Genomic DNA, 26,703 nt, shown 5'->3' on the forward strand with positions numbered 1-26,703 from the left:
TTAATCAATCATCGATTATTTTATATTTATATTATACCATTTACCAACTTATGTGAAGTGATTATTCTCCTTTTGAAAATATCCCTTTAAGTAATGGCTCTTTCTGTTTCGATTTCATAGGAGTATAAAAGCGATTTTTAGGAGTATTTTCTAAGTAAGGCAATAAGATATTTACTTTCTCATCACAGTTAGCAGCATCAATTAATTGCTTTTCAATAATCTTCATAGGTTCCTTTATACTTCCATCTTCGCTATAAATGAACCGATCATCGACAAATTGCTCTGCCGCTTCCGTTTCATTGTCTGTATACGCATGGACAGATGGGCGAGCCCAAAACACATCTTTGCGCACAATTCGAGCCGGACTTCCTGCTGCTGACACATTGGATGGTAATGATTTTGTCACAAGTGATTTTGCTCCAAGAATAGAACCAGACCCAATATTAACACCTTTTAATATCATCACATCTTGTCCAATCCAAATATGATCACCTAAATAAACACTTTTAGTTGGATTGATGCGCTTTTTCGTTGCTGCATCATAAATCAAATGTGGATCCGCTAACCTTACAACCACACCTGTGGAAAACATATTATCATGACCAATGAAGAGATTCTTTTGCTCTGAAAGAATAAATCTAGCACTCCCATTAAAAGAATAATTGCGCCCAATAAAGAAGGCACTATTATTCCATACTGAAACATTAAATGTCGCACGTCGATTGGATTTACCAATAATGACAACTGAATGGTTGCCATTAAAATGAATATTCGTATTTTTAAATTTGGCGCCACGTTCAACAATTAATGTATTGCCCTCTCCGACAAACTTCACCTTCGAATGATCAAATGCAATTTCCTCTTCTTTCATCCCTATTAATTGGATTTCATTATTTGAAGTTGGTTTTTTAAATATATCTGTGATGGTTTCCATCATTTCCACACCTACTTTTTATTAGCATTAAAACGCATTTATTATACATAAGAATCTATTCATCATACGCATTTTAATCCTAACTTAACGACTTTGTATTTAAGATACTTTAATTTTTACATCACCTGTAATAATCACTTATCAAACGTAATCTAAAATGGTTATTTATTCCTTTATTATGAACAAAAGAAACATATCCATTCTATTAAAGTGCAAAAACCCTTATGAAGTAATCAGACTGATACTTCATAAGAGTGCATAATAGATTATTTTTATGTACCTTTAACGAAAAACAATTTCCACCTTTCCAAGCTCACTGAACTCCGCAGTAAACACATCTCCTTTTTGCGCAACGACTGCTGCGGATAAGGCACCTGATAAAATTACTTCTCCCGCTTTTAAAACAACATCATATTCGAATAACTTATTCGCTAACCATGCTACACATGCAGCTGGATGGCCTAAGACATCTGCACCTGTTCCCTTATTCGATAATTCACCATTTTTATAAAGACTCATTTCGATTTTATTTAGCTCCAAACCACTAACGGTAAATTTCTCATCTCCTAATACATAAAGCCCACAAGATGCATTATCAGCAACAGTGTCTTCTAATTTGATTTCCCAATTGTGAATACGGCTATCTACAATTTCTAATGAAGGAATAATATATTCAGTTGCGGATAAAACTTCCTCGGCTGTCACATGTGGGCCTTTTAAATCCTTATTAAGTACAAATGCAATTTCCCCTTCAACTTTTGGTTCGAAAAGTGAATCGATATCGATTGATCCCTTGTTGGGTATGCTCATACTATCTAATAAGTGACCGTAATCAGGTTGATCGACTCCTAAAAGTTCTTGCATCGCAAAGGATGTTAAACCAATCTTTTTACCAACAACTTTATGACCGTCTTTCACTTTCTGTTCAATCGCTCTTAGTTGGACTTGATATGCATCGTGAATAGTTAGGTTAGGATATTGATTAGTTAGTGGCTTAATCGCTGTTTTCGTTTGTTCAGCATGAAGTAAATGCTCGTATATTTGCTGTATACTAATCGTCTTTTGATTACTCAATGATTAAACTCCCTTTCTTGTGAATATCAAAAAAACTTTGATAGTACATTTTTACACTTGTACTATCAAAGTCAGGTAAGATAAAACAAACTTACTTCACAGGTATTTTACTAAAAAAGTCAATAATGACCTTATTGAACGCATCAACCTTTTCCCATTGCGGCCAATGGCCCGCGTCGTTAATAACGATTAATTCACTTCCAGGTATCATCTCTTGAATCGGCATAGCTTCCTCAACAGTTGAAGTCGGGTCGTGGTCGGTCCATGCTAATAAGGTTGGCACATCAATCTTTCCACACCAGGATGGGTCCCAGCTATATCTTTGTCTAAATTCTATCTCTTGTAAGGCGACAATATGATCAACTGCCTTTTGATAGGATGGTTGTGTATAGATGTTGTATCGTGCCTCTATCAGTTCATCCGTCACTTGACTCTTATCATACATTAGCCATTCAAGTCGCGTTTTCACATTTTCATAGTTTGCTTCTAGCACCGCCTTAACGGTAGACTCCTTTAGTTTTTTCATCACTTCAGTCTTGTTATTCACATTTCCAGGCGTATTTAATACTAAAGCTTTAGCAATGCCAGGGTGATGGGCTGCAAACCAGGCTGCAACCCATCCACCTAGGGATTCACCAGATAAATAGACTTCCCTCAAATCTAAAGCTTGAATTACTCCTAATAGATGATCACTATAGCTATCAATTCCATATGGGTGGTTCGGCTTTTCCGTGTATCCATGCCCAAGCATATCAATACAAATGACACGGAAATGCTCACTTAATCCTCTAATATTCCGAGCGTAGGCTTCGATATGGCCTCCTGTACCATGAAGCAAAATAAGTGGTTCACCAGTTCCTGCTTCTAGCACTCTCGTTCTTATTCCATTGGCATCGACATAATAATTTTTAAAAGCTAAATCGGCTAAATCATTCCAAATTGTCATCTGAACATCCTCCTTTATACTTTATGGAACTTCACAACACCCATTCCTGTTACCCACTCAGGGATGGGTTCATAACAGGCAACCTCAGGATCAAACTCTTGCAAAATGCCAAGCAGCACAAGCCAATTATGTATCTCTTGGCCACCATTCCCCCCATTTTCTTCGATATAATCTGGAGACCATTGTCTAAGTGCCTGATAATCTTTCTCTCTAATGTATCGTAAAAATTTACGATCCCACTCTTCATTGACCGGTCCAGATTTCAAGCTTGTCACACGTGTTTTACGCGTGTTTAAATATTCATCCAGCTCTTCAATCTGTTGACGACCATTTGTCAGAACTTTAATAAGCTCTTGATCCTCAGGCTTTTCACTATCAATCTTCGGAATCGGCACCCAATGAGAAATCCCGCCTGATGCCACAATCGCTACTTTTTTATCACTTTCCCATGTTTCAATTGCCTTACGCACCACTTCTCCGACTTGGAAGCACCGATCCATTGTCGGAAGTGGAGGGGCAGCTGTATTCACCGCAATCGGCACAACTGGAATCCTTAAATCATCGTTTAAAAAGTGGACTGCTTGCGTATGACCATGATCCACTTTCATTCTCATGGAAAAAGCAAAGTCTACATTATTCCCCAATCCTGTATCAAGTACATGCTTCGCTAACGCTTTCTCGACTGGCATTTGATATTCAGGAATTTCCCAATCTCCCCATCCTTCACAGCGGTCAACTCCAATCGTGAAGGAGGGCATGTGATCATAAAAGTAACTATTAAAGTGATCATCAGATATAAGCACAATCACATCTGTCCCCATATCCTTAAGCCATTGTTTCATCTCAGCAACGGTATTTAGAAAGCGTTGTCCTTTTTCACCACCGCCAGCTTCATTTGTCATGATCATTGGGCTATGTGACATTGCTACTCCTGCTACTATTTCAGCCATAACTCCCACCTCTTATGTTTTACTGTTCACTTCATATCACGGCAGGCACATATCCACCCGCCAAAGATTATTCAAAATGTAGATCTCCTAAAATAATGCTTGCCTGCAATGCTAAGAAAAGCTGACTACTTGTTTGGAGATCATTAATATCTGCTTCTAAAATTTTGCCGATTTTTTGTATACGATAACGTAAACCGCCTAGTGATAAATTCATGATTTTTGCTGTTTTACACATATTTTGTCCATTTTTAATGTAGATGTATAATGTTTTGGTTAGTTCTGATTCTTTCCCGCGATCATACTCAACTAACTTTGATAACATCTTGTTACAGAAATGTCGGATGTCTTCATTTTTACCTGTACGAAATAATATCCCCACCGCACCCAAATCATCGAAGTACATGATGTCTTTTTGTTGATTATTCACATTCAATGAAATGAGTGCTTCATTGTATAGAATAGGAATATCTTCAAGCGATGTTGCTTTTGAACTTATGCCTATTTTAAAAGGATTTTGAGGATATTTCTCTTTAAGAAAATGAAGTAATTTCCGTATAAATTCATCGACGTTTATAAAATGCTTCGAGAACATATCTATAGGTAACAAAGCGGCAATGTTTTGTGCATCCTCCGATATGAGAATATTCAGATTACGCTCCATGAAATATCTTGAGAAAACTTCAATCAGATTCATTGCACCAATTGGTTCCTTTTCACTCGGATAAAAATCTGCATCCACTTTTAAAACGAGAAATTGATACTCTTTCCCTAAATCTACGCCAATATGTCTTGCCCTTTTGAACAACACGACAGGATTTAGACGATTATGAATCATGTCTTCTAACAGTCCACCTTTAATGTTTAACCTAAGCTCTGTATCTAAAATGGACTCCTTATTGTAGTTACTTACTGACCCAACCAAATGCATTTGTTTCATTTTCAACCAATCGAGTTCAGTAAAAGAAGGCTTAATAAAGGAGCAATATCCTACCACCTTCCCCTTTGAAATCATCGGTGCTATTAATCTCTTATGTTGATTAGATTGCTCCATTTCGACTACTTGCTGATTGTCTATCAGGTCATTCAATTTCGTCTGCATAGCTTTATTCTGATTGTTTTTCACAATGGTCTTTAATTGATTACTATATTGTTTAGCCAGTTCTGCATCTAACCCGACTGAATATAGGTAATTAAATCCTAAATCTTCAAGAATAATAGGATTATTGGTAAGTTGATAACATACATCAGCCAATCGTGCTTCGCCAACACCGTTTAGGAAGTGTCCAATGGCTTCATTATTAAAATCTACAGCAGCTTGTAAATGATTTTTTTCTGTTAACACTCTATCTAAGCAATTCAAAAGCATTTGTGGCAATCCTGACTCGAATTCCTTCTCCGTGTAGTTAAAGTTGCCAAAATGCGAAGACATTTGTACAAATGCCTCTAAAGCTTCAGGATAATGAACCTTATTTTGCAATATACTCACCCACTTAAGAAAGTTACTAGTTGAATTAGTTACCTGAAAAATTAGTTTTTTACAATTATTCTACTTCCTTTGGAAGTATCTGTCGATTAATGACTAGTGAGCCTAAGCAAAACAGGTAAAACACTATAGTCATATAACTTAGCTAAGTTGGGTTTTCTATTGCTCTGAGCCCACCATTTATCCGCTTATTCGAACGCTCATTTATGATCCTTCAAAAGCTTTAACCTTTAATTTTTCCAACAGACCCTCACTGCCTGTTTTTTTACGAATTCCGCGTATTCCCCAACCGCCATCAAAATTCAATACAGTACCTGTAGCAGGAATATTGTCATCGCGAGAGGCAAAAAACACATAAGAACCTGCATAATCTTCTCCTTGCAAGATACGGCCGACTGGAGATGCTGCTGCGATATTCTCTTTACCTGCTTCCAAATCGTCGTCCTCATACCATTCCTTATACATGCTTGTGACAGAGCGGCTATCCATTTCTAATGAAGCAGGTCCTCTTAAATCTGTCATGGCACCGCCAATCGCAATTCCATTCACACGAACATAAGGAGCCAACTCAAAGGCCAACTGGCGGACTAACCCAACCACCGCGTGTTTTGTGGAAGTGTAAAGCGGTCCTCCACCATTTGTATAAAACCCAGCATTGGAAACAGTAAAGATCATATTCCCTCTAGTTTCAGCCAGTTGTGGAAGACAGGCTTTAGCTGCTAGTAAATATCCCTTCACATTGACATGAAATAATTCATCAAATGCTTGATCTAATTTATCTTCTGGAAGATCGACAAGTGCCATATTATAATCCCAAATGCCTACATTTGCAATGAGGGTGTCAATTTTGCCAAAATGTTCGCTGCACTGATTAACCGCTGACTTCAAATCACTCAGCTGTCGAACATCTCCAACAATGCCCATGACATCATCGCCAAATGTCTGCTCAAGCTCTTTTAGACGATCCACTGACTTATCAAATATTGCTACCTTCGCACCTTCAGACACGAAACGTTCTACAATCGCCCGGCCAACACCGGACGCTCCGCCTGTGATAAAGGCCACTTCATTTGTCAATTTCATCATTGTAGCTCCCCACTCGTGAAAATAAGTCAACCATCCATTACTTTGCTCTTACTTTGTTCTGCTTCAAAGTAACCATCCTCAAATGCCACAAATACATCCTCCCCCTCAACCTTTACCGGATATTTCTTCAAAGGTTTCCAAGGTGGAGCCATCTTTACTGCCCCCGTATGAGCGCAAAACTTCCCCATATGCAGTGAACAAACGATGACATCTCCATCTAAATAACCGCCCTCGGACAGTGACCATTTGGCATGAGAACAGCGATCCTGTGTGGCAAGTACTTTACCATTCACATTAAACACTGCTACTGCCGTATCCCCTTCCACTACTTTTAATCCCTCATCATCTGGTAAATCAGACAAGGTGCAAACCTTTGTATATTTCATTCCATACATCCCCTTTCCTTGTTAATCATGTTTTTAGAAAAGCGCAAGGCGCCCGTAATCGCCGACAAGCATAAGATGAGTCGGCGGAAAGGTTGTTCCTTAACCTTTCCTGCGGATTGGCTTAGGCCATAGAGCCGATGGCGCCTGGAGCTAGATCTGAAAACCCACTAAAAAATTTTACACTTTCTTATATGTCAAAAAAAGACAGATAAGTTATTTGACAAAAGTGTACTCTGATCGATTAAAATCGTGCGGCGGGCTATTTTAAAACCCAATCCTCCCTCTGAACGTCTCAGCACATCCCTGCGCTCTCCTGGAAATATATCTGCCTGATTTTCAGAACGATTACGATACACGATAAAGGATGACACGACTTCATACGTGTTCGGCTCCTCCGTCTCATTAATCATCACATTCGAAATGAGATGCCTTGTGCGCGATACTGGATTCTCTGCCCAGTTCACCCCAGATACTCTTGCCCGAATACGTCCGCGCATCGTTTCATAAGTATCGTCGTAATGCCCACCTTGTCCTATAGCCGTATACTCCTGAGCCATTTCTCTACCTAAACGGTTCATGCGAATCGGCATCCAATAATGAATATCTTTATCCATTAACCCTAACCACGCCTCAAACTCCGAATGGTCTAGTAGCTGTGCTTCCTTGTAATAAAACTGTTCAATTTCATGCTGCAGTTCCAAACTTGGGCTACTGTCTGCCCATTTAAACGGCTTAACCAGCTCTTTTACTTCCATCCTCTTTCACCCTCCTTTGTTTGACTAAACACTACTCACTTAACAGTTGCGGTTGTGGCCGGCTGCGGTCTCAATGTATCCCAACTTGACTCAGACATCATACGGACCCAATGAGAATAAAACCCTCTCGCCACATCTTCTGAAAATACATAGGATGTTTGACCAGGAAATTCCGGATTATTTTTCCCTTGTACATTTAACCCCATTTGCATAGCTAGTGGAGCTGTTTTTGACTTATAGCCACGAAGAGCGTTTTGAATCTCCACCCAGTTCTCTCCATCATCTTGCTCATATACACCACCTGCACTGAATGTGCGGACATTTTGTCTAGCCAGTTCATCCTTAATCTCCTGCGGCGCATCTTTATCAACAATGACAAATGCCCAGACTTCAATTTGATTCGGACCTTTTGGATGCCATGTGCGGACAGTATTCATTCCATAAGGAAGGAATGAACAGTTCGGGAAGATTGTCATATGACTGGCACCCATTCTGTGATAAGGCATTTTAGATTCTAATCGCTCTTTTGCCTTTTCAAATGCCGGACCTTCACTATAATACTTATCTACTAATGGCCCGACACGCACCGAACCTCTTGCTGTATCAAGGTAGAATCCACAACCATGACCGCCCCATTCAGAAAGAAATTGGTGACCTTTCATATGTGGTTGAAAAACAGACAAATCTTGATCTTCCGGCAACCCTGCCACTACTGCTGCCAAATGAGAAGTTGTAGCCGCATGGTACATATCACCAGCAAATTGCTCTGCCGCAAACTTCCAATTACAAGGAATCACCCACTTTTGCATCGTACCAATAACCTCTGTACCTGCCTCAGAGCGGTCCAGCATCGTATCCATATATGGTGTGGCATCACTTAAATACGTCAGCAAATCCGGTGCCTCCGGGTCCCAATTGGCAAATACTAATCCTTTATATATCTCCACACGCGCCTGCAACGGACCCCAATCTTCTTTCTTAAAATCAGAAGGAAACGCCTCTTCTTCAAATGGCACATTCACTAATTTGCCAGCTGTGTCATATGCCCAACCATGATACGTACAAGTGAACGCCTTCGCATTCCCACAATCCGCCCGGCAAATCCTCATTCCCCGATGTCGACACTGATTATGAAACACCTTAATACTGCCATCCCTCTGACGTACCATCACAACAGGATCTTCCCCCATATAAGTCGTTAAATAATCTCCCTTCTTAGGCACATGACTCTCATGACCAAGAAGCAACCACGAGCGGCCAAAAACCCGCTCCAATTCCAACTCATATAACTCCTGATCCGTATAAATACGTGGATCGATTTTCCCCTGCTCTGTATCCACTAGCGAATGAATCGATGCTGATGTCCAATTTCCAGTATTAAAACTCATAAACTAGAACCACCCTTTCCATTAAACTCCTAAATGAAATCGCTTTCTTAAACTAAGTTTAAAATCTTTTCCAACGAAAAAATACAACAACAATTGCTTTTTATGTCTATATTTTCTAAACATTCTGTGTAGTTTTAAATACATTTAATTCCATATTTCTCACAAGTAATGTATAATGCCAGGACAAATGGATGATTATTTAAATATGAAAAGAGCCGTTTTCTAATTGGGAAAACGACTCTGGCTACTTATCAACAAATCGAAACAATAAAGGAACTTTCCTCAGACATCATTCATTTTTACAATTGAGCGACTGTTTTTTTCATTGTCAATCCAAAGAAGATAACCAAAAACAAACCTAATTGAAAAACCATTACTGGAAAGATTATGTTAAATTCGAATGGGATAAGCATTACAGGTATGCCAATTAAACCGCCACCTGTATAGCTAATTGTTCTTCTCATAAAAGCATTCCCCCTAAAGCAATGTTCTTTTTCATTTAATCCTAGTTTACGTGTAGAAATAAATTGTCCCTTGTAAAATAAAAAGAGGCATCCAAGCAGTATAGATAACCCCCAGATAACCTCAAATTATTTATCCAATTTTCCCGACTTTAAGTTACTGTAAATTAAAGAAAACTTGTCCACCTAACATTTCTTCATAGCGAAGTTGCGCATTTTCTCCTGTTTTCACTAAACCAGATATATAACCTTCTTTTTCGTTCCCCACATACATCTCGAAGCTAAAATCAGGTTCCGTTGTTCCATAAACATCCCCACTATAAATATCTCCGCTCTCACTTACCATTTCAAAATTCATGATCCCATCAACATGGAAGGATAAGTCTTCTGTTTCAGATTCAACAAATTTCACTTTTGTTTCGGCTAATACCCATTCATATCCTTCTGGAGCCGCTTCATTGTACTCATTCATAGATTTTAATTTTTGGTAGGCTTCATCCCCGCGAATAACACCTTTTACTGTTAAATCAAATTTAATTGCGTACGTATTACCTTCATCATCATACAACTCATCATCTACTGTAGCCGTTTTCTGGAAAGGTACAGGATTTGTTCGTGAACCAAGTTTTGATTTTGATTCTTCTTTCTCTACTTCTTCTGGTTGTGCAGTTTCACCTTGTTGATTCTCTTCGTTCACTTCTGTATCTTTTGTATCCTGCCCACAGGCCGCGAGAAAAACGACCATTATTAATCCTAAAATAAGTAGTTTGAAACTGTTGTTCAAATTTCTTCCTCCTCTTGAATGAAAAAACACCCTATTCCATAAAACATAAAAAACGAACCTGACTTAAGGCCAGGGTTCTACTCTGTTCCTTCTTCTGTTTCTCCCATTTCTTCTAAAGCATCAGGATAAATAACTTCATCGAAAACCTCTTCTGTTGCTTCATCTTTTACAGATACCGTTACCTTATAATCTTCTGGATTCGCTCCATTAAACATTTGATACATAGAACCTTGTAAACCTAAACCAAATATAGCAAATCCATCCATGCTATTTTCATAAGATTCTTTATCTACCAATAAAGTAAACTCTGTGAATGATTTATTATGAGTAACATCCTTGATTGAGACATAATCTTCGCTACTTTTCATCTCTTCTATTGAATCTGTGATAGATGTTCCCATTTCTGCCATCATTTTTTTGTGTTCAGATTTAGGCATTTTATAAGTGAGAGATCCATCTTCATTTTTTGTGACTTCACTTACTCTCTCTTTTTTAGCTTCAGCAATAACTGTGTCTATATCTTCTCCTTCAAAAAAAGAAGCTGGTAGTGTTAATTCCACATTTAAGAGACCTTTATCGACGTTTACTGCCCCTTCTTTTTCTTCTTGCTTTTGATCTGTTGATTTTTCACCTTCTGCTGATTCATTCGAACAGGCAACAAGAAAAATCACCAATAGTACAAGTAAACAGCTTGATTTTTTCATAAATATTTCCCCCTATCTCTCTCTAATAACTAATGCAATAATGCTTTTCTATTATACTAATATCCACTTTTAGAACATCCATGTATTTATTGGCATTTTTGCACTCAATTTATTATTTTGGACATATTAAGCCGCATATTCAGAAGCCTTTATATTACTTATCGGCATTTCATTAATAAAATTTACAGTTTTTACATTATTCTATAAAAATAACTCTTATGATAAAGACACTCACCCATCTTTTTAGTTATATGTATTGCTCAATTCATGTCGAGATTAGTTTTGCACTTTAACCAATTGGACGATTATAAAAAAATCCCGATTTCACCTTACCGGATTGCTGAAGAAAAATGTTGGAGTAAAAAGAAGAACTTGTTCTGCTGCTACAAAAACGCTTAATAAACTTAGGAGGATGATTGAGGCTATAAAAAATACTGAAGAAGTTGATCAACAAGAAATGAAATAGAGCCTCCTCAAAGTTCAGTGAACCTTTGAAAAGCCTTAATCCTTATTGTTAGCATTGCTATCGTATCATACTTACGAAACCTTATTTACCAAATTTGAGGGCAGATTAAATCATTCCACCTGTGCGTTATCGTTTAATAAAATATTATATTTCACTGCATTTGATTTATAAAATTTAAACTTTATATTTACTTCCTTTGATATGTTAAAAGTAGTAAAAAATGGTCATTTATTTAAATCTCACTTCCAACTTCCGTTCATACCTTAAACAGTACAACATTTTAAGTACCAGTCTATTCTACTTTTACCTAACGAGAATGATATGAAAACTTTGTACCTATATCGTGATATTAGCACAAACAGATTATCTTTTTGATTATATCTTATAGTATTAACCTATATAGTAAGGGGTGATCTCAATATTATCTAAAAAAAGGAGATGTCACCAGCAAAATAAAAGATATAAACCATGTCAAAAAACATGTTGTCAACCAATTATAATCAAAGGAACGACCGGCGCTACTGGGCCAACTGGTGTAACTGGTTCTACCGGACTTGGGATTACTGGTACTACTGGAGTTACTGGGGCTACTGGACTTGGCATTACTGGCACTACCGGAGTTACTGGCGTTACTGGTATCACTGGGGCTACTGGACTTGGCATTACAGGCGCTACGGGAGTTACTGGCGTTACCGGCATTACTGGATCTACTGGAATTGGCATTACGGGCGCTACTGGAATTACGGGAACTACTGGTATCACTGGGGCTACTGGACTTGGCATTACGGGCGCTACCGGAGTCACGGGAATTACTGGTATCACTGGGGCTACTGGACTTGGCATTACGGGGCCTACCGGAGTCACGGGAATTACTGGTATCACTGGGGCTACTGGACTTGGCATTACGGGCGCTACCGGAGTCACGGGAATTACTGGTATCACTGGGGCTACTGGACTTGGCATTACGGGCGCTACCGGAGTTACGGGAATTACTGGTATCACTGGGGCTACTGGACTTGGCATTACGGGCGCTACCGGAGTCACGGGAATTACTGGTATCACTGGGGCTACTGGACTTGACATTACGGGCGCTACCGGAGTCACGGGAATTACTGGTATCACTGGGGCTACTGGACTTGGCATTACGGGCGCTACCGGAGTTACGGGAACTACTGGTATCACTGGGGCTACTGGACTTGGCATTACGGGCGCTACCGGAGTTACTGGCACTACTGGTTTAGGGGCTACTGGTACCACTGGAGCCACTGGCCCTGAAGGACCACCAGGACCAATTGATCCTGGGCTAGTTTTTCAATTTGTATATGAAGCGCTTAGACAGACAATCGCATACGGTACATTATATGGTACTACACCATTGTCTCTATCAAATATTGATCAACTAGTTACTTTTGATACAACACGAGCTCAGTATAATACTGGTAGTAATACTGATACGATATTCGCTTATGTATTTGGTGCTTATGAAGCAACAGCAAATGTAGTCTCGCAAGGAACCGGATCAGCAACTTTACAATTATCTGTTAACGGTAGTATTGTACCAGGCTCCACAATAGTCTTAGGTCCAGACAGTCCAACAGGAAGTACTACAATACAAATTGAACCGTTAGACAATATATCTTTGGTTGTTACTGAGTTAACAGGTGATATTAGTATAACTGATCGCAACTTGAACATTGTTCGCCTTGGTCCTCCTTTCTTTTAATATAGTTGACTTAGATAATAATAATAAATTAAGACCACCTTTTTAAAAGTGGTCTTAATTACTTTTCATATGCTGGTTCTTCCTTCTTCCCCACTCACATAACCTTTTTTATCGGAATTACGACAAAGCAAACGTTACAACTCGTCATCTTATTTAATTAACTATCTGTATATCTTCTGTTTACTTGAAACCTTTCTATAAATACAATCGTAACTATTTATAAAGAGGTGATAAAAAGTGAATACACCAGACAAAAAATGTGCTCAATGTGAAGGAACATCATTTGCCCAAGGAAGTGACTACATAAATATCCGACCATTAGATAAAAAATATACAATTGGTTCTGAAAAAATTTATACTTTCTGCTTAGATTGCGGGGAGGTACTATCAATTAAGATTTCGAATCCAAGTAAATTTAAAGCTTGGGTTTTTTAGCACCTTAAATGGTGCTTTTTATACGACGTTTCCTACCTTTTGTTTAATAAATATTCCGCCTCTTTGTTTAGATACTTTCAGGATTCAGGAGATAAATACGATCAATATTTTATTCTTATATTTATTAGAGAAGGAAATGTAAAAGATATGGAGAGGTTGGCATACTACGCCATTCCAACAGCCAATGGTCGATTCAAGTAGAATGCAGAGATTTTGGCTTTGTATGTATAAAATATCTTCGCATATTGCATATGTTGAACCTTGGTGCACGAAAGTTTTCCCTGTAAAATAACCACCTGCATCACGCATGCCTTCAATAAAATAAACGACAAATTTCTAATTTAGGAACCTCCCTTACTCTTGTGTTTCCATTTCATTTTAAGAGCCTTATAGAAACAAGAACCGCAAACTATGTTTTTATCCAATAACTTCGGCCAAGGTAGCACCCTACCTTTTTACGTGGTTCTCTAGTTTCTTTTCCGCACTTTTCATAATCGACATATACAATTTTATCGGCATTATATGAAGGGCTAAACTAAATTCAACAAACACCTCAAAATCTCGCACGCAGTTTTCACATTCATGATCGAATTAATTATCGCTTGGTAAATCAACCGTACCCTCAGACATATCATTTCCATGTTCGCAGTAAGGGCATTCAACTGTATCAATCATAACTTTACATCCTAGTAAACTTAATAATTCTTTTGTATAAAAAAATGAACTAAATTTGCTTTTCATTCGTCTAACTATCTATTCAAAATAAAGGGGTGAATCAAATGGATGAAAGTCATATTCTCTCTGTAGTTGCAATTGCTTGTGCTCTGTTCGCTATTTACTACGATCGAAATAAGAAGAAAAATTAACTTGCACCTATGTTAGGTGCTTATTCTTTTCTTAGAAATACAATTACTCTTTTATTCACTTGTTTTGAATATATTTTTTATAATGTGTAAATGTCTGATTTATCCAATCCGGATTAATACATATTCTTTCTAATACTTTTGCGACTTCTTCATCTGTTATTGGCGGTGCACCCAAATCCATGGCAGCATCATTATTTAATTCTCTTATAGCTATTCTTAATTGGTTATCCCTTTTCTTTTTAAATCTTTTTTTCAATAGAATTCCCCTAGTAAACTTAATAATTCTTGTAATTCAATGTGAAACCATCCTTAACCTAATTCGTAAATTAAATTATCTTCCATAATTTAGTGGTGACATTAATGTACGAATACAATTTTGTTAAAGTTGAACTTAGTACCTGGAGCAGCAAACCCAAAGAATACTATCAGGATATTATTAACAAATACGCATCTAATGGATGGAGATTTGTTCAAATATTTGCTCCATCAATAAAAGGTTACGGTTACCGTCGTATTCGGGATGAGCTAGTGAATCGTGGGAAAAAAGTAAATCATAAGAAGGTTCAACGAATCATGAAAGAGCTGGGTTTAAAATGCCTAGTGCGGATGAAAAAACATAAATCTTATAAAGGCACAGTCGGTAAAATAGCGCCAAATCATTTAGACCGTCAATTTAGTGAGGACGCACCGAATGAAAAATGGGTAACAGATATTACAGAATTCAAGCTATTTGGTGGAAAAGCTGTATCTATCGCCTGTATTAGATTTATTTAATGGGGAAATTATTACGTATACCATCGGTTCTCGACCAACGTATTCATTAGTTTCGGACATGTTAGAAAAAGCATTAGAATCCTTATCAGAAAGGCATCAATTACTCATGCATTCCGACCAAGAATGGCATTATCAAATGAAACAATATCGCAACTTGCTTCAAGCAAAAGAGATTAAACAGAGTATGTCACGTAAAGGTAACTGTTACGATAACTCTGTAATGGAAAAATTCTTTGGGATACTGAAGTCAGAATTCCTTTATTTTAAGGAATTTGAAAGTGTGAACCACTTTAAACTAGAATTAGAAAAATATATAGAATACTATAATAGGAAACGCTTAAAGGGAAAATTGAAAATGAGTCCGGTACAATACCGAACTCATTTTGAACAAGTTGCCTCATGAAATAACTGTGTCTAACTTTTAGGGGTCACTATAACTTTTCTTTTTTAAAATTCAAAGCCCTTTCATACTATAACCGTAAACTTCAAAATCTTCTTTATAAAGCTCTTCAACTAATTGCATTGCTTCAGCATCATATAGACTCTCATAACTAGGCAAGTCTCCATCAAATTCCAATGGTATTTTTGTTTCTGCATGTCTCCCACCATCCTTCATATAATTTAGAAAATGGTGTGGAGATTTTGATAAATCTTTTATAGGAGATTTTGGAAGGTTGAATCTCTTTTCTATTTTTTTCAATTCTGATTTAAGGTCCTCTAATTTAACATAATGATTTATTAACTCTTCTTCCCCTTGTACATACTGCTGTGAAATATGAGTATCTATTTGACCTGGTTGCACACCTATTTCTTTAATATAATATAAAAACTCCTTAAACGATAGGCCAGTGGTGATTTTCGGATTTAAGTTAACATTTTCAACCGTTCCAATTAGTGTAGCGTAAAACGAGCTAACAGCTCTTTTATATGGATTCCTAACGAGTTTATATATGGTTTTTTGGTTAGACAATAGACTATTGACTAGTTCCTCTCTGTAAAATTGATCTTGAATTTTGGATCTATAGGTATGAATCCACTTGTCCATATTTAACGCTTCAGATAGTTCTCCTGACTGATAATAAAACCATTTCATTATAGTTGTACAACCTGATTTTGGTGACCAATAAAATATAATAGGTAAATTCTTATTATATAGAGGCATTCCCTTCCTAAATGTTTGGATTATTTCATTATTATTCATTTTCAGTTTCTCTCCTTTTATCACCATTTAACATATAATATGAAAAAACCTAAAATTTGAAATGTGCAAATACCTTTAAATTAGAAAAATGTATATTTTTAAAAAAGGTACATATTTAATAATTATTGATAGGTTTATTAAGGAGTTGAAGATATTTGATGACTTGGGAAATGCTCAAAGTATCCATTCAGGGTGATTATTGGTATTCAGAAACCTTAGGATATACAATTACTCATACTACAAAGGGTTTCGTTTCTTCTAATTCGCAATTTACAATTAAAGTTTCGAATAAATTCTTAAGAGCTACTGATTGGAGAAAAATAAATTAAATTTACAATAATTCCATCATACTTCTGAAGGACTTGTTATTACTCAACTCTTAAACTCTCACCAACATAAATCGTGTAATTTTTATCTAGATCGTTCCAGTTTTTAATTTGCTTAATAGTGCTACCATACTTTTTTGCTAGTTCCGATACAGTTTCACCTTTTTTCACAGTATGATAAGTGGCACCAGAATTAAAATTTAATTTGCTACCTATTTGCAATGCATCTACATCAATGCTAGGGTTAAGCTTTTTAAGATTATTAACACTTGTGTGTTAGTAGCAATCCCTGCAAAATACCCCTTATATCCTCTCGCATTACGGTATACCGGTACCAGAAGAACCACCCACATATCCCTTGTTAACAAACCTTGTTTCATCATCTGACCCTATATAAGCATTAGTTGAATTAGTGCTGAAACCAAAACCATAAATTACATTACAGAAGCTCGTAAATCACGGTATACCACTGATCCGTCAGCTTGCATAAACGCTGAACTTGTTATTCTTACTTCTCGATCTGTTCCGATATATCCGTTATATCCCGGTCCAAAACGGAATCCATGAGCCCTGATAGTTCTGTAACTGTAATTCTCTGCAACACCATCTGATGGAGTACTTGAAATATTAACCACCCTGACTTAATTAGTTGATTCCGGAGCCAAATAGACATTAGAATTACTTGTGCCTAGAGCTGCACTTGTTACTAGTAATCTATCAACACTAAATCGTTGAGAACCGCCTGAATTATATCCAAACAGACCGTCAGGATTAACATTTACATATTGCCCATTAGACTGTGCAAGACGGACATTCTCGCCAATGATTTCTAAACTAGTTAGACCATCCGATGAACGGAACTTAGCTCCATACACGTCAATACCTCTCAATGCACCTACATTGATACGGTTAGCGTACACGCTTGCAATTTTAGCAGCTGTTACAGCTAAATCATCAATTTGAGCAGTACCAATAATGGCATCTTGTAATTTTGCACGTGTAATAGACGCATTTGCTAATGCGCCATTCTGAGCTGTTATACTATTGGCAGCCATTAAGTTTGCGGTAATTGAACCATCCACAATTAAGGCTGCATTGGGAAAAAATTTATAAACCCTATACTAAAACAACAATTGAAGGAGTCCATACAACAGCAGGGATGATTTTTAAATATGCAATAAAGGATAAAATGAGAGTCGATAACCCGAAGATATTGAAAATGATTCAATTAAAGATAAATATTTGGAGCATGGGGAGTTAACAGAATTTCTAAATGCGGTGAAAGAGTATGGGATGGAGTTTGATCTAGAACGATTCTATTTGCTAGCATTTTCGGTAATGCGTTCTGGAGATTTATGTGCTCTTAAATGGACAGATATCAACTTTGATACAAACGAAATCCGTATAACGAAAACTATTTATAATCCTAACAATAACATGCACAATTACGAATTGACCCCTCCGAAGACAAAAGGTTCGATCCGAACATTCGTAATGGATGAAGCCATTATGAAGTTAAAAGTTCATAAAGCAAAGCAAAATAAAATTAGACTCCAAAAAAGAAATGATTCAAATTATCATGATGGAAATTTTGTATTCTGTCGAAAAAATGGGTATCCATTTATTCAAATCTTATCAATAGAATGAATCTCATATTAAAGACAACAACTATCACCAAGCCGGCTATACCACACATCTTTCGCCATACTCATATTTCTATGTTAGCCGAGGCAGAAATTGATTTAGCAACTATTATGAAAAGGGTTGATCATGATGACGAAAAAACGACATTGAAAATTTATACACATATTACAGAAAAGATGAAAAGAAATGCAAATGAGAAGATAAGCAACTACTTTAGCGAGGTTTTAAATAACGTAAAAATGCAATAAATGTGAATGAAAAGTGATTTGATAAAAAAAAGAAGGCTGAATAAACAGCCTTCTTCCTTTGATATATAAGGGTTTATATGATGTTTATTACATCATGCCGCCCATTATAGCATAAACTGTTATATCTTTAACTTTAGTTAACACAGTGGCTTTATATCAAAGTTTTCCTCTATTGCTAATGTAACATCATTAACATTAAATTCTATTTTTTTATCTCCTTTCGTTACCTTATTGTTACCCATTTTTGTTACCCGGTTAAATGTCCGGGTTTTTTTATTCCATTTAATTAAATCTTCTCTTAATACTCTTTTTGTTTTACCGATACAAATAACTGGTAGTTCTTTTAGTTCCAGAATCTTAGTCGCTTCAGAAATTGGAATCTTTAAATATTTTTGAATGTCATTAGCGTTTAGCGTTTTTGGTAACTGAGGTTCTGGCATTTTTTTCTCTCCTTTGTCATTTGAATCCTTACCTATACAAAGCTATAATTTAAGCAACTATATAAGGAGGTTAGCTATGGCTCTCCGTAAAGGGAGATGCCGTTTGTATGAACTTCTAGGTGATATGAATCAAGCTGACTTCGCCCGTAGAATGAAAGTAGCAGAATCTACTGTTTCTAGATGGATAAATAACAAGCGAGAAATGTCCTATGAAAATGCTGTACAAGCATCAATCATTCTCAATTGTCATGCTGAAGATTTCTATGAATGGGTCGAAGTTGAAAAAGGCAAACGGCAAAGGTAGGTGGATTTCCACCCTCCCCGGAGTAAAAGTTGCCATATAGGCAAGTATAAAACAATATATTCCTTATATCGGTATTTTTTTCAATCTTTTTCAATGGTAAAGTATTACAATGAATTCCATCTTTTACACATCACTATTAAGCATTCTTAAAGTGATTTAGCTATTTCCACTAATAAATCCATCAATATAGGTAACATTTGAACGATAATATAACCTAATCCAGCTTTCTGAATCATACTGAATCCTTTATCGGAGCTACCAATCATAATCAATAACCCTCCACCTAACATCATTACAAGTGAAATAGGATAACTTAAAGCCTTCACAAGTTCCACCAAGGGGTCAAACGCATTCACAACCTTAGCAGTTATCACGCCATTAATCGCATTAGCAGAAGCCAATGTAACATCCCCAAAGCTTAATGATAATAGTGCGACTCCCGCGACTACACTTACCTTCACTATAGGCTTAATGTTAATCTTCTTAGGCTCAACTTTAGGACGATTCATAAAATCTTGGATACTCATTGTCTCAGTTCGTTTAAACATGATGACCACTCCTTATTTAAAATCGTCTTGAAGATAAATCAGCACTTGCAAACCCTCTGAAAGTTCCATTAACTGTTTTTTACGATAGTGAGTAGTTGTTATCCATATAAATTTAGGTGGTTTTTCAAATACACCTAAATCAATTAACCTTTTATACTTTCGTATCTTTTCCCTATTCACAGACATTTTCTGAAGGTGATCAACTTCAATAATATGATAAGTATTAGCAACTTTGAATATTGCATCAGCAATAATTGATATTTCATCTTTAACAATAAGCTTCACTTCATTTTTCCATGTAGTAGGACATCCATAGGAGATATAGACAGAATTCCTCATCAAATGGTGGATAATTTGATTAGTCTTTTTAAGTACTTTATTAGCTCCTACCCTTTGCCTACCTTCAGCATTGAGATAATATATATTCTCATTCAATCGAACCACATTGAGATAATCTGATAAATCTTTCAATATCCTATTTGCATTCCTAGTTCCACCTAATCTATGGAGTTTCTGTAACTGGGAACGACTAAGAAACCCCAATTTCTTTAAACTCAAGAGTATGTTCTCTTGTCTTTGTTCCTTTGATATTGTTGCTAACATAGTCATCATCCTTTCTCGCTCTAAAGGTGATATTCGGCTTGATTGTTTTATCGATAAATTCATTTGTAATATATGGAGTTTGAACAACATATCTTTCATCTGCCCAGTAAATAGCTCTACCTTGAATTCTAGGTAAACTCTCCGCCCCATCAGCATCTAAAACAGCTCTACTGGCTGCAGCAGTTCTTAATCTGAAACATACTTGTGCATTTACTGTTTGACGTACCTGTGAGCTTATAGCCTGATTAGACGGGTATTGAGTACAATAGACAGTCCTAAATCCTGCACCTCTTCCTCTACGACATATATCCTCGATAAGCTCCTGACAGTCTTTATCATTTGAGATATCTGCAGCTTCATCAATTACAACAAAATAACGTTCAGGATAACCAGCTTCAGTTACATCCTCATATCCTTTTTTAAGTAAGAAATTAATACGATCATTCATCAAGGATTGAGCCTGTTTTAATATCTCTAAAGCTTCCTTTTTATCTTTTGCTAGCCCCTTAACTTGCTCCAACCTTTTGAATCGGTTAAATGCTAATCCTCCCTTAAGATCAATAAGAAAGAAATTAACATTCTTTGTTTGGCGTGCTGTTAGAGTTGTGATGATATTCTTAAGGAACACTGTCTTTCCATACCCAGGACTACCAGCAACAATAAGATTATATTCAGTTTCAAAATTATGCTTTATTAACTTCTCCCTCGTGATACCTACAGGAACTTCCCAACCACTAACCCTTTTAAACAATTCCTTATCATAAAGAAATTTTTTCGTTAATGGCTCCGTCCACACTTTAAATTTAAGCATCCCATCAAATGAAAGCTCTATATCCTTTATCTGCTCTTTATTTTTCTGAAGTATTTCTCTAATTTGAAGGATTGGATTAGTTTTAAGGTTAATGTTTTTAATATCACTGAGATTGATATCTGGTAACTTAGTCTTTGCGTTAATACCATCTTGAAAATGATCCAATTTTAGTTGAAAATCATTAACTGACAATCCTTGTGGAAGTTGAAACACGTACTCTACATAGTTTTCTTTGACCGTTCTTCTATGAATACGTATCTTTCTTCCATCTTTTGATACAAGACCTGCATTATCAGCAATGCGGACAAACTTCTGAGTATCGTTCCCTCCCATCCCCATCTTGTATAAATAAGAAGCTCCCACTACTCCACCAACGAGTGCTGAAGAAATGACTTCTGCTATCACATGTAGCACCACCCTTCCCTTTGCATATTCGTAGAATAGTCCCATGTAAAAGGAATATCGATAGTCTTCCTTGAATCATCGTTATGACAGGATTTAAACTATTCCTTTCATAATGCTAGCTCGGAATTTTAATTGGAATAATCATCTGGAATAGTAAATTGTATGGGCGAATGATTTAAAAATGCACGTCTACATGAAATTTAATTTCCCTTTTTTTGAATTTCTATATCACGAAGGGTTAATTAAGAATTCGTTGAATATAAATATAGGGTGATAAATGATGTTAATTTGTAGAATTGAACAACTCATACAAAATAGTGGATTTAGAAAAAACTATATCGCAGAAAGGTTGGGGATAAGCGTTAGACAACTTAGAAAGTACGAGAAGCAAGAGAGTTTAATACCTATTGATAAGGCTTATTTATTAGCTAAAATGTTAAATATTAAAGTCGATGACTTATATGAAATGGCGGAAGACAGAAAAAACGAAACCAAATTATAGTATAATTCGTATGTAATGCCTAAAAAGACAAAATTAGGGGGATGCAAATGAAGAAAGTATTATTTTTAATGATTGGCATGGGGATGTTTTTAACTGCTTGTGGAAGTAACGAAGAGGCGGAACCTAAAAAAGAAAACGAACCAATTCAAGCTGAAAAAGTAGTAGCAGAAGAAAACGAATCTAATTCAACATTTGAAAATGGTGTTCTTGAAACAGAAAAATATACACTATCAGTGGAAAAAACAGAAGTTATACAAAGCCCAATGGAAGATAAACCAGGATTATTTATTACTTTCAACTTAACCAATAAAACCCAAGATGAAGACATAGTTCCTGATGAAAGCCTTGGACAATTATTATTCCAACAAGAAAATGAAACTTCTCGTGTAGACTTGTTTAGTAATTACCACTTTTTAGATGCATTTGGAGAAGATACAGAGACTTATAACAAAATGGTTGATTTAAGTAATGCCAATGCAAATGCGTTGTTACCTGGAAAGAGCGTGGAATTTGTTCAAGCATATACATTAGATAATGAAGATAATGATGTTACATTTGTAGGCGTGGATGAAATCACACTAGAACCATTAGGTGATAAACAAACAATTAAAATCAAGTAGGTATTTTATTATGAAAATAGTTATCGAAACACAACTTAATGTAGAAGGAAACCGCGGGTTAAGAAGAGGAGAATTTTATATTAAAGATAGTGAATTTAAAAAAGATGCAGATTGGTTCATTTCAATAAAGGCTTATGAATGGATTCAGCAACAAATTGCCGAATATGGTGGTCGTAAAACTGAAATAACTAAAGTGAAATGGAACGAAGAACATGAAATCACGGAGATTGTAAAGCAGATAAGACCCATTGATCCTGTGGATGATTTACCGTTTTAATTATAGTGGAAAATAATTAAACCCCTTTATATAGGGGTTTTATAATGCATTCTCATTTTTCACTTGTAATTCTAGGTATTTTACAGAAGTAACTTCATTTTCAAAACGGTACTTAGAGTATTCCGAAATTATCCTATTAACCTCCTCGGTAATAATTGGAGGTCTATTCTTATAAAGTGACTTATGTAATTCATCGAAGTTATCAATAGTATATAACTCGTCCATTTTTATAAAAGATGGATTATCCAAAGGAGGATAAAACTTTTTTATCCTTAGATTTGATGGGAATAATAATTTTCTTTCTTTTCCTTTTGTTGAAGAAATATTCAAGAGGTCCAGGGTTTGATCTTTCTTGTCGATAACTAGAAAAGGTCTTTTTGAGAAGCAAGGGGCACCGTTAGCAAATGGTAATTTTAATACTAGTACATGGCCAACGATAATATTCATCAAGATATAATATATCCTTGCTCCTCATCATATGTGATGAAGTAAGATGAATCCGGACAATCTAAATTTTCTAGCATACTTACTATTTCATCAGTAAAAGTAACTTCCTCTGAATAATAATAAAAAGAAATTCCATTTATTACTTCGCATTCGTAATCCCCATTATCCTCGTATACTTCTAACATATCTCTGACCTTTTCAACATCTTTCAAGAATACCTCATTATATGGATTGACAATGTTCTTTTCCTTACTATATACCCCTGGAATCGGAGTCAAAGATTCGTAATATGGTACTTTCCAACTTTCTAGTTCATGATTCAAATGAGAAAGTTCCTTTGCACTCATATCTCCGAAAATTTCAACGGTATTTTTTAATGTTTTTAATACTTCTTCGTTGTCACTAATTTCAAAATCTTGGGCTTCCTCAACTAACTCATAATAGGAATTTTTGTAATCCAATCTTACGCTATTTATTACTGTGCCATTTTCAAAAGCCCTCATTTCTTCCGAAAAAAGCACCTCTCCATATTTAGCTGCGTGTATTAGTTGTGAAAAAAACAATAATTTCTGTAATTTCATATTTCCATCAAAAGTGTTTTTTGGTTGATCATAACCTTGCTTAATAAACCATTTTGCTATTTCATGTGCACTGTTTGTCATTTAACATCCCCTCATTTTTTCTGAATATTTAGTAATATTAAATAACCTCATTACTATAATAGAACATTTTGTATAAATTTAACACCAAAATGATGAAAAATTATACATTAAGTATTAACAAATAGGTATTTTTACCTATCTATATGAATTAATGACGTGTAAAAGAACGATGTCTTATTCAACTGGACGAAGAATGGGTAAAGTTGATTATTGAGGCAAAGAAACTAGGTATAACAATAGATGAAATAAGGATATTTTTTAATAGTAAAAAGCCCCTCAAATGAAGGGCTTCTTTTTATTATTTACGTAACTTGTTAAGTAACTGTGTATTTTGTGGCCCTGTACCTTTGTAGTTTTTAATACCATGTTTAGCAGCGAGCTTTTTACGATTAGCCATGGACGAATCAACATTAATTGACTTCAAATAATCAACCACGCTGGTTGTCTTCATATCGCCCTTTTTGGTAGGCTTACTTGTTTGAGTTGCACCTTTTTTCTTCATTTTATCAAGCAATGTTAAATTTTGTGCTGGTGTACCTGAATAATTCTTGATACCGTGCTGAGAAGCAAGCTTCTTTCGATTGCTGAATGAAGAATCAATACCTTTAGACTTCAAGTAATCTACAATGCTATTTGAATCCTTCGCTGCAGGCTTAGAATTAGATGAACTGCCAGAACTTCCAAAGTTCTCTTTTTCCTGTACACCCTCAACTTTGTTAAGGAAATCTGACCATGTAATTCCTTTATATCCAGCTCGCAATTGTGCAGGACAATCCTTGTTATACCAGTCTCTATGCTGCTTAACTCTGCTTATGTCAAGGTTATACTTGTCCAATAAATGTCTAACTAATGCTGCCCCATTATCAATTGTCTTAGCATAATCCCCATCACTATTTATACATAATTCCACATGAATAGATTCAGTATTACCTGGTCCTCTTCCATCTGATGCAGCCCAACATTCAATATCATCATCAAATGATTGGATAATAACTTTATCATCAACTTGATACTGCCAACTAGCATCACGAGAATTTAAATTGGATTGTAAATTAGCATGAGCTTGTGCATCTGCTCCTGGACTTGTGTTGCCCGTTTGGTGGACTGTTACATATTTCTTTTTATTTCTTTTACCAAATGACTTCTTATTGATTACCTCTTGAGAAACTAATTGTTTTTTAATTTTGACCATCTTTACCACTCCTTTTTTTAATAAAAAAGACTGCCCTTGTGGACAGCCTTAAAATTTATCTGCTCTTTTAAGCCAAGCTTTTTGTTGTTTAGCCTTTTCTGTAAAACCATAATGATTTTTATAAATGGTATATAGATTTACACCAAGGAAAATACCAGCTGATAAAACTACACCAAATGCACTTATACTCGCATCTGTTAGCCACTGAAATTCAATGTTCAATGTACCTAGAAACAGCATAATCGCTGATAAAAAACCTACTATTTGTTTAACTACATCATTAATCATTTTTTCATACCACCCTTTACGGAAATTTCAAGACCATGAACTCTTTTATCTAACACGTTAATTCTTTGATGAATATCTTTACGATCTTCGTCGCCTTCCTTCATCTGCTCACGAAATTCATCAATTGATTTCTGTAAATTTTCTATCGCATTACTCAAAGGGTTAATAATTATTCCTTTGAAAAGGACAGAGACACCTCCAAAAAGTATGCCGAGAATACCTAATAGAGATGCCCACTCCTGTAATGTTAATCCAATGATTGTCAATTCGGTTTCCTCCTTTATGTCAAAATAAAAAGACATTATTTAAATGTCTTTTTAAATTTTATATCAGTTGCTTTTAGAGTCCCTGTTGTTATTATCATGTTTACCCCTAGTGACTCATTAGACTTTAAATCAATTAGTTTAGAGTCTGACGATGTTTTCATTATATTCACCTCCTAGAGCACAAAATAAAAAAGCCCTATTTGGACTTGATTTATAATTGCGACCTTAATCTATTTAACTCTTCTTCAAGTTCTTTAATCCGTCTTTCTTCCTCTGTTAATTCTGGTACATCAATAACCTCTCCATCTTTTACTATTAGCTCCGGCTTTCCATCTGTGATAACTACTTTACATTTATACAATTGATGTTCCATATAGTCCTCGATTTGAAAAAAGAAAGGATAAGGTTCTTTAGCTACTATGTTAGCACCACAGTAAGTTTTAGTAACATTGCCTTCATTATCTGTATCTAAAAATGCCTGTAACATATTATCACCCACTTATTGTTTTGATTGTATACCTCATATATGTTGGGACACCTGAAGCATAACTATTAAATTTAAGGTAAACACCTATATTTCTAAAAGTTGGACGCCCTAGATCAATTGTTATAGTTTGAAAAGTGGAATCATCTACGTTGTTATAAGGAAATCCTAAAGTAGCATTCACCTTTACAGTTTCTCCTGAATCCATATTAACCAAATC

At 35.9% G+C, this 26,703-nt stretch carries 34 protein-coding genes and 2 pseudogenes; 9 read left to right on the forward strand and 27 right to left on the reverse strand.

Annotated elements, in window-relative coordinates:
* Positions 1-61: 61 nt before the first annotated feature.
* The 12 genes from LCM23_RS24550 to LCM23_RS24605 all read right to left on the reverse strand — a co-directional run bounded on the left by LCM23_RS24550 (position 62) and on the right by LCM23_RS24605 (position 10,951).
* Positions 62-934, reverse strand: coding sequence for an acyltransferase (locus LCM23_RS24550; protein WP_224939160.1), 873 nt, complete (start codon positions 932-934; stop codon positions 62-64).
* 282 nt (positions 935-1,216) lie between these two features.
* A complete protein-coding gene (locus LCM23_RS24555) occupies positions 1,217-2,008 on the reverse strand; it encodes a 2-keto-4-pentenoate hydratase (RefSeq protein ID WP_224939161.1) in 792 nt (263 codons plus the stop codon).
* A 91-nt stretch (positions 2,009-2,099) separates the two neighbouring features.
* Positions 2,100-2,954, reverse strand: a complete 855-nt coding sequence (locus tag LCM23_RS24560) for an alpha/beta fold hydrolase (protein WP_224939162.1) — start codon at positions 2,952-2,954, stop codon at positions 2,100-2,102.
* A gap of 14 nt (positions 2,955-2,968) precedes the next feature.
* Complete coding sequence (locus tag LCM23_RS24565; protein ID WP_224939163.1) at positions 2,969-3,904, reverse strand: DODA-type extradiol aromatic ring-opening family dioxygenase; 936 nt, start codon at positions 3,902-3,904, stop codon at positions 2,969-2,971.
* A 67-nt stretch (positions 3,905-3,971) separates the two neighbouring features.
* Complete coding sequence (locus LCM23_RS24570; protein ID WP_224939164.1) at positions 3,972-5,381, reverse strand: PucR family transcriptional regulator; 1,410 nt, start codon at positions 5,379-5,381, stop codon at positions 3,972-3,974.
* A gap of 210 nt (positions 5,382-5,591) precedes the next feature.
* Positions 5,592-6,503: a 3-(cis-5,6-dihydroxycyclohexa-1,3-dien-1-yl)propanoate dehydrogenase gene (hcaB, locus tag LCM23_RS24575; RefSeq protein WP_224939165.1), complete on the reverse strand. Its 912-nt coding sequence runs from the start codon at positions 6,501-6,503 to the stop codon at positions 5,592-5,594.
* Positions 6,500-6,859, reverse strand: a complete 360-nt coding sequence (locus LCM23_RS24580) for a non-heme iron oxygenase ferredoxin subunit (protein WP_095370776.1) — start codon at positions 6,857-6,859, stop codon at positions 6,500-6,502. Before LCM23_RS24580 ends, hcaB begins: the two co-directional genes overlap by 4 nt.
* A gap of 194 nt (positions 6,860-7,053) precedes the next feature.
* Positions 7,054-7,560, reverse strand: a complete 507-nt coding sequence (locus LCM23_RS24585; protein ID WP_318247551.1) for an aromatic-ring-hydroxylating dioxygenase subunit beta — start codon at positions 7,558-7,560, stop codon at positions 7,054-7,056.
* Positions 7,561-7,649: 89 nt separating this feature from the next.
* The gene (locus LCM23_RS24590) at positions 7,650-9,002 is read right to left on the reverse strand and encodes an aromatic ring-hydroxylating dioxygenase subunit alpha (RefSeq protein WP_318247552.1); all 1,353 of its coding nucleotides are present in this window, start codon (positions 9,000-9,002) and stop codon (positions 7,650-7,652) included.
* Between the two features lie 299 nt (positions 9,003-9,301).
* Entirely contained in the window at positions 9,302-9,466 is a 165-nt protein-coding gene (locus LCM23_RS24595; RefSeq protein WP_224939166.1) for a hypothetical protein, read from the reverse strand.
* Positions 9,467-9,620: 154 nt separating this feature from the next.
* A complete protein-coding gene (locus tag LCM23_RS24600; RefSeq protein ID WP_224939167.1) occupies positions 9,621-10,247 on the reverse strand; it encodes a hypothetical protein in 627 nt (208 codons plus the stop codon).
* 77 nt (positions 10,248-10,324) lie between these two features.
* Entirely contained in the window at positions 10,325-10,951 is a 627-nt protein-coding gene (locus LCM23_RS24605) for a hypothetical protein (protein ID WP_224939168.1), read from the reverse strand.
* Positions 10,952-11,826: 875 nt separating this feature from the next.
* On the opposite strand from LCM23_RS24605, the gene LCM23_RS24610 reads away from it, so the two are divergent.
* Positions 11,827-13,140, forward strand: a complete 1,314-nt coding sequence (locus LCM23_RS24610; RefSeq protein ID WP_224939169.1) for a hypothetical protein — start codon at positions 11,827-11,829, stop codon at positions 13,138-13,140.
* A gap of 1,356 nt (positions 13,141-14,496) precedes the next feature.
* Here LCM23_RS24610 and LCM23_RS24615 read toward each other — a convergent pair.
* Positions 14,497-14,697: a hypothetical protein gene (locus LCM23_RS24615; protein WP_224939170.1), complete on the reverse strand. Its 201-nt coding sequence runs from the start codon at positions 14,695-14,697 to the stop codon at positions 14,497-14,499.
* A 104-nt stretch (positions 14,698-14,801) separates the two neighbouring features.
* On the opposite strand from LCM23_RS24615, the pseudogene LCM23_RS26275 reads away from it, so the two are divergent.
* Positions 14,802-14,945, forward strand: a pseudogene (locus LCM23_RS26275) (DUF4177 domain-containing protein); the annotation flags it as partial.
* Positions 14,940-15,618: pseudogene (locus LCM23_RS24620) on the forward strand (IS3 family transposase); the annotation flags it as partial. The pseudogenes LCM23_RS26275 and LCM23_RS24620, both read left to right, overlap by 6 nt.
* Positions 15,619-15,669: 51 nt before the next feature.
* Here the strand turns inward: LCM23_RS24620 and LCM23_RS24625 are convergent.
* Positions 15,670-16,416, reverse strand: coding sequence for a sulfotransferase family 2 domain-containing protein (locus LCM23_RS24625; protein WP_224939171.1), 747 nt, complete (start codon positions 16,414-16,416; stop codon positions 15,670-15,672).
* A gap of 967 nt (positions 16,417-17,383) precedes the next feature.
* Positions 17,384-17,797, reverse strand: coding sequence for a hypothetical protein (locus LCM23_RS24635; RefSeq protein ID WP_224939172.1), 414 nt, complete (start codon positions 17,795-17,797; stop codon positions 17,384-17,386).
* A gap of 588 nt (positions 17,798-18,385) precedes the next feature.
* Between LCM23_RS24635 and LCM23_RS26280 the strand changes: the two genes are divergently transcribed.
* Positions 18,386-18,634 carry a tyrosine-type recombinase/integrase gene (locus LCM23_RS26280; RefSeq protein ID WP_404826637.1) on the forward strand — a complete coding sequence of 83 codons (249 nt, stop codon included), beginning with the start codon at positions 18,386-18,388 and terminating at the stop codon, positions 18,632-18,634.
* Positions 18,635-18,771: 137 nt separating this feature from the next.
* Here the strand turns inward: LCM23_RS26280 and LCM23_RS24645 are convergent, their stop codons facing one another.
* Positions 18,772-19,074 carry a helix-turn-helix domain-containing protein gene (locus LCM23_RS24645; RefSeq protein WP_224939173.1) on the reverse strand — a complete coding sequence of 101 codons (303 nt, stop codon included), beginning with the start codon at positions 19,072-19,074 and terminating at the stop codon, positions 18,772-18,774.
* A gap of 76 nt (positions 19,075-19,150) precedes the next feature.
* Between LCM23_RS24645 and LCM23_RS24650 the strand changes: the two genes are divergently transcribed.
* A complete protein-coding gene (locus LCM23_RS24650; protein WP_224939174.1) occupies positions 19,151-19,378 on the forward strand; it encodes a helix-turn-helix domain-containing protein in 228 nt (75 codons plus the stop codon).
* Between the two features lie 146 nt (positions 19,379-19,524).
* On the opposite strand, the gene LCM23_RS24655 is transcribed toward LCM23_RS24650, so the two are convergent.
* The 3 genes from LCM23_RS24655 to LCM23_RS24665 are packed head-to-tail and all read right to left on the reverse strand — an operon-like array spanning position 19,525 to position 21,745.
* A complete protein-coding gene (locus tag LCM23_RS24655; RefSeq protein WP_224939175.1) occupies positions 19,525-19,926 on the reverse strand; it encodes a hypothetical protein in 402 nt (133 codons plus the stop codon).
* A 12-nt stretch (positions 19,927-19,938) separates the two neighbouring features.
* On the reverse strand, positions 19,939-20,484 hold the full coding sequence (locus LCM23_RS24660) for a replication-relaxation family protein (RefSeq protein ID WP_224939176.1): 546 nt from the start codon (positions 20,482-20,484) through the stop codon (positions 19,939-19,941).
* A complete protein-coding gene (locus LCM23_RS24665) occupies positions 20,456-21,745 on the reverse strand; it encodes an FtsK/SpoIIIE domain-containing protein (protein WP_224939177.1) in 1,290 nt (429 codons plus the stop codon). The genes LCM23_RS24660 and LCM23_RS24665 overlap by 29 nt, the downstream gene beginning before the upstream one ends.
* 280 nt (positions 21,746-22,025) lie before the next feature.
* Between LCM23_RS24665 and LCM23_RS24670 the strand changes: the two genes are divergently transcribed.
* Genes LCM23_RS24670 through LCM23_RS24680 form a run of 3 tightly spaced genes read left to right on the forward strand, consistent with a single transcriptional unit; the run spans position 22,026 to position 23,144 of the window.
* Positions 22,026-22,247: a helix-turn-helix domain-containing protein gene (locus tag LCM23_RS24670; RefSeq protein WP_224939178.1), complete on the forward strand. Its 222-nt coding sequence runs from the start codon at positions 22,026-22,028 to the stop codon at positions 22,245-22,247.
* A gap of 47 nt (positions 22,248-22,294) precedes the next feature.
* Positions 22,295-22,867 carry a DUF5067 domain-containing protein gene (locus tag LCM23_RS24675; protein ID WP_224939179.1) on the forward strand — a complete coding sequence of 191 codons (573 nt, stop codon included), beginning with the start codon at positions 22,295-22,297 and terminating at the stop codon, positions 22,865-22,867.
* Positions 22,868-22,877: 10 nt separating this feature from the next.
* Positions 22,878-23,144: a hypothetical protein gene (locus LCM23_RS24680; RefSeq protein ID WP_224939180.1), complete on the forward strand. Its 267-nt coding sequence runs from the start codon at positions 22,878-22,880 to the stop codon at positions 23,142-23,144.
* Between the two features lie 39 nt (positions 23,145-23,183).
* On the opposite strand, the gene LCM23_RS24685 is transcribed toward LCM23_RS24680, so the two are convergent.
* Both LCM23_RS24685 and LCM23_RS24690 read right to left on the reverse strand, forming a co-directional pair.
* Positions 23,184-23,594: a hypothetical protein gene (locus tag LCM23_RS24685; RefSeq protein WP_224939181.1), complete on the reverse strand. Its 411-nt coding sequence runs from the start codon at positions 23,592-23,594 to the stop codon at positions 23,184-23,186.
* Positions 23,591-24,253, reverse strand: a complete 663-nt coding sequence (locus tag LCM23_RS24690) for a Panacea domain-containing protein (protein ID WP_224939182.1) — start codon at positions 24,251-24,253, stop codon at positions 23,591-23,593. Before LCM23_RS24690 ends, LCM23_RS24685 begins: the two co-directional genes overlap by 4 nt.
* A 182-nt stretch (positions 24,254-24,435) precedes the next feature.
* On the opposite strand from LCM23_RS24690, the gene LCM23_RS24695 reads away from it, so the two are divergent.
* On the forward strand, positions 24,436-24,537 hold the full coding sequence (locus tag LCM23_RS24695; RefSeq protein ID WP_263624430.1) for an anti-repressor SinI family protein: 102 nt from the start codon (positions 24,436-24,438) through the stop codon (positions 24,535-24,537).
* A gap of 14 nt (positions 24,538-24,551) precedes the next feature.
* On the opposite strand, the gene LCM23_RS24700 is transcribed toward LCM23_RS24695, so the two are convergent.
* From LCM23_RS24700 to LCM23_RS24720, 6 genes are all read right to left on the reverse strand, one after another.
* Positions 24,552-25,445: an N-acetylmuramoyl-L-alanine amidase gene (locus tag LCM23_RS24700; protein ID WP_224939183.1), complete on the reverse strand. Its 894-nt coding sequence runs from the start codon at positions 25,443-25,445 to the stop codon at positions 24,552-24,554.
* 48 nt (positions 25,446-25,493) lie between these two features.
* Entirely contained in the window at positions 25,494-25,733 is a 240-nt protein-coding gene (locus LCM23_RS24705; protein ID WP_224939184.1) for a phage holin, read from the reverse strand.
* Positions 25,730-25,999, reverse strand: a complete 270-nt coding sequence (locus LCM23_RS24710) for a hypothetical protein (RefSeq protein ID WP_224939185.1) — start codon at positions 25,997-25,999, stop codon at positions 25,730-25,732. Before LCM23_RS24710 ends, LCM23_RS24705 begins: the two co-directional genes overlap by 4 nt.
* A gap of 35 nt (positions 26,000-26,034) precedes the next feature.
* The gene (locus LCM23_RS26005) at positions 26,035-26,160 is read right to left on the reverse strand and encodes a hypothetical protein (protein WP_263624428.1); all 126 of its coding nucleotides are present in this window, start codon (positions 26,158-26,160) and stop codon (positions 26,035-26,037) included.
* 50 nt (positions 26,161-26,210) lie between these two features.
* Positions 26,211-26,486: a hypothetical protein gene (locus LCM23_RS24715; RefSeq protein WP_224939186.1), complete on the reverse strand. Its 276-nt coding sequence runs from the start codon at positions 26,484-26,486 to the stop codon at positions 26,211-26,213.
* A gap of 4 nt (positions 26,487-26,490) precedes the next feature.
* On the reverse strand, positions 26,491-26,703 hold a 213-nt coding region (locus LCM23_RS24720; protein ID WP_224939187.1), incomplete at its 5' end, for a hypothetical protein.

This window comes from Cytobacillus kochii (genome assembly GCF_020171845.1).
Lineage (GTDB): Bacteria > Bacillota > Bacilli > Bacillales > Cytobacillaceae > Cytobacillus > Cytobacillus kochii.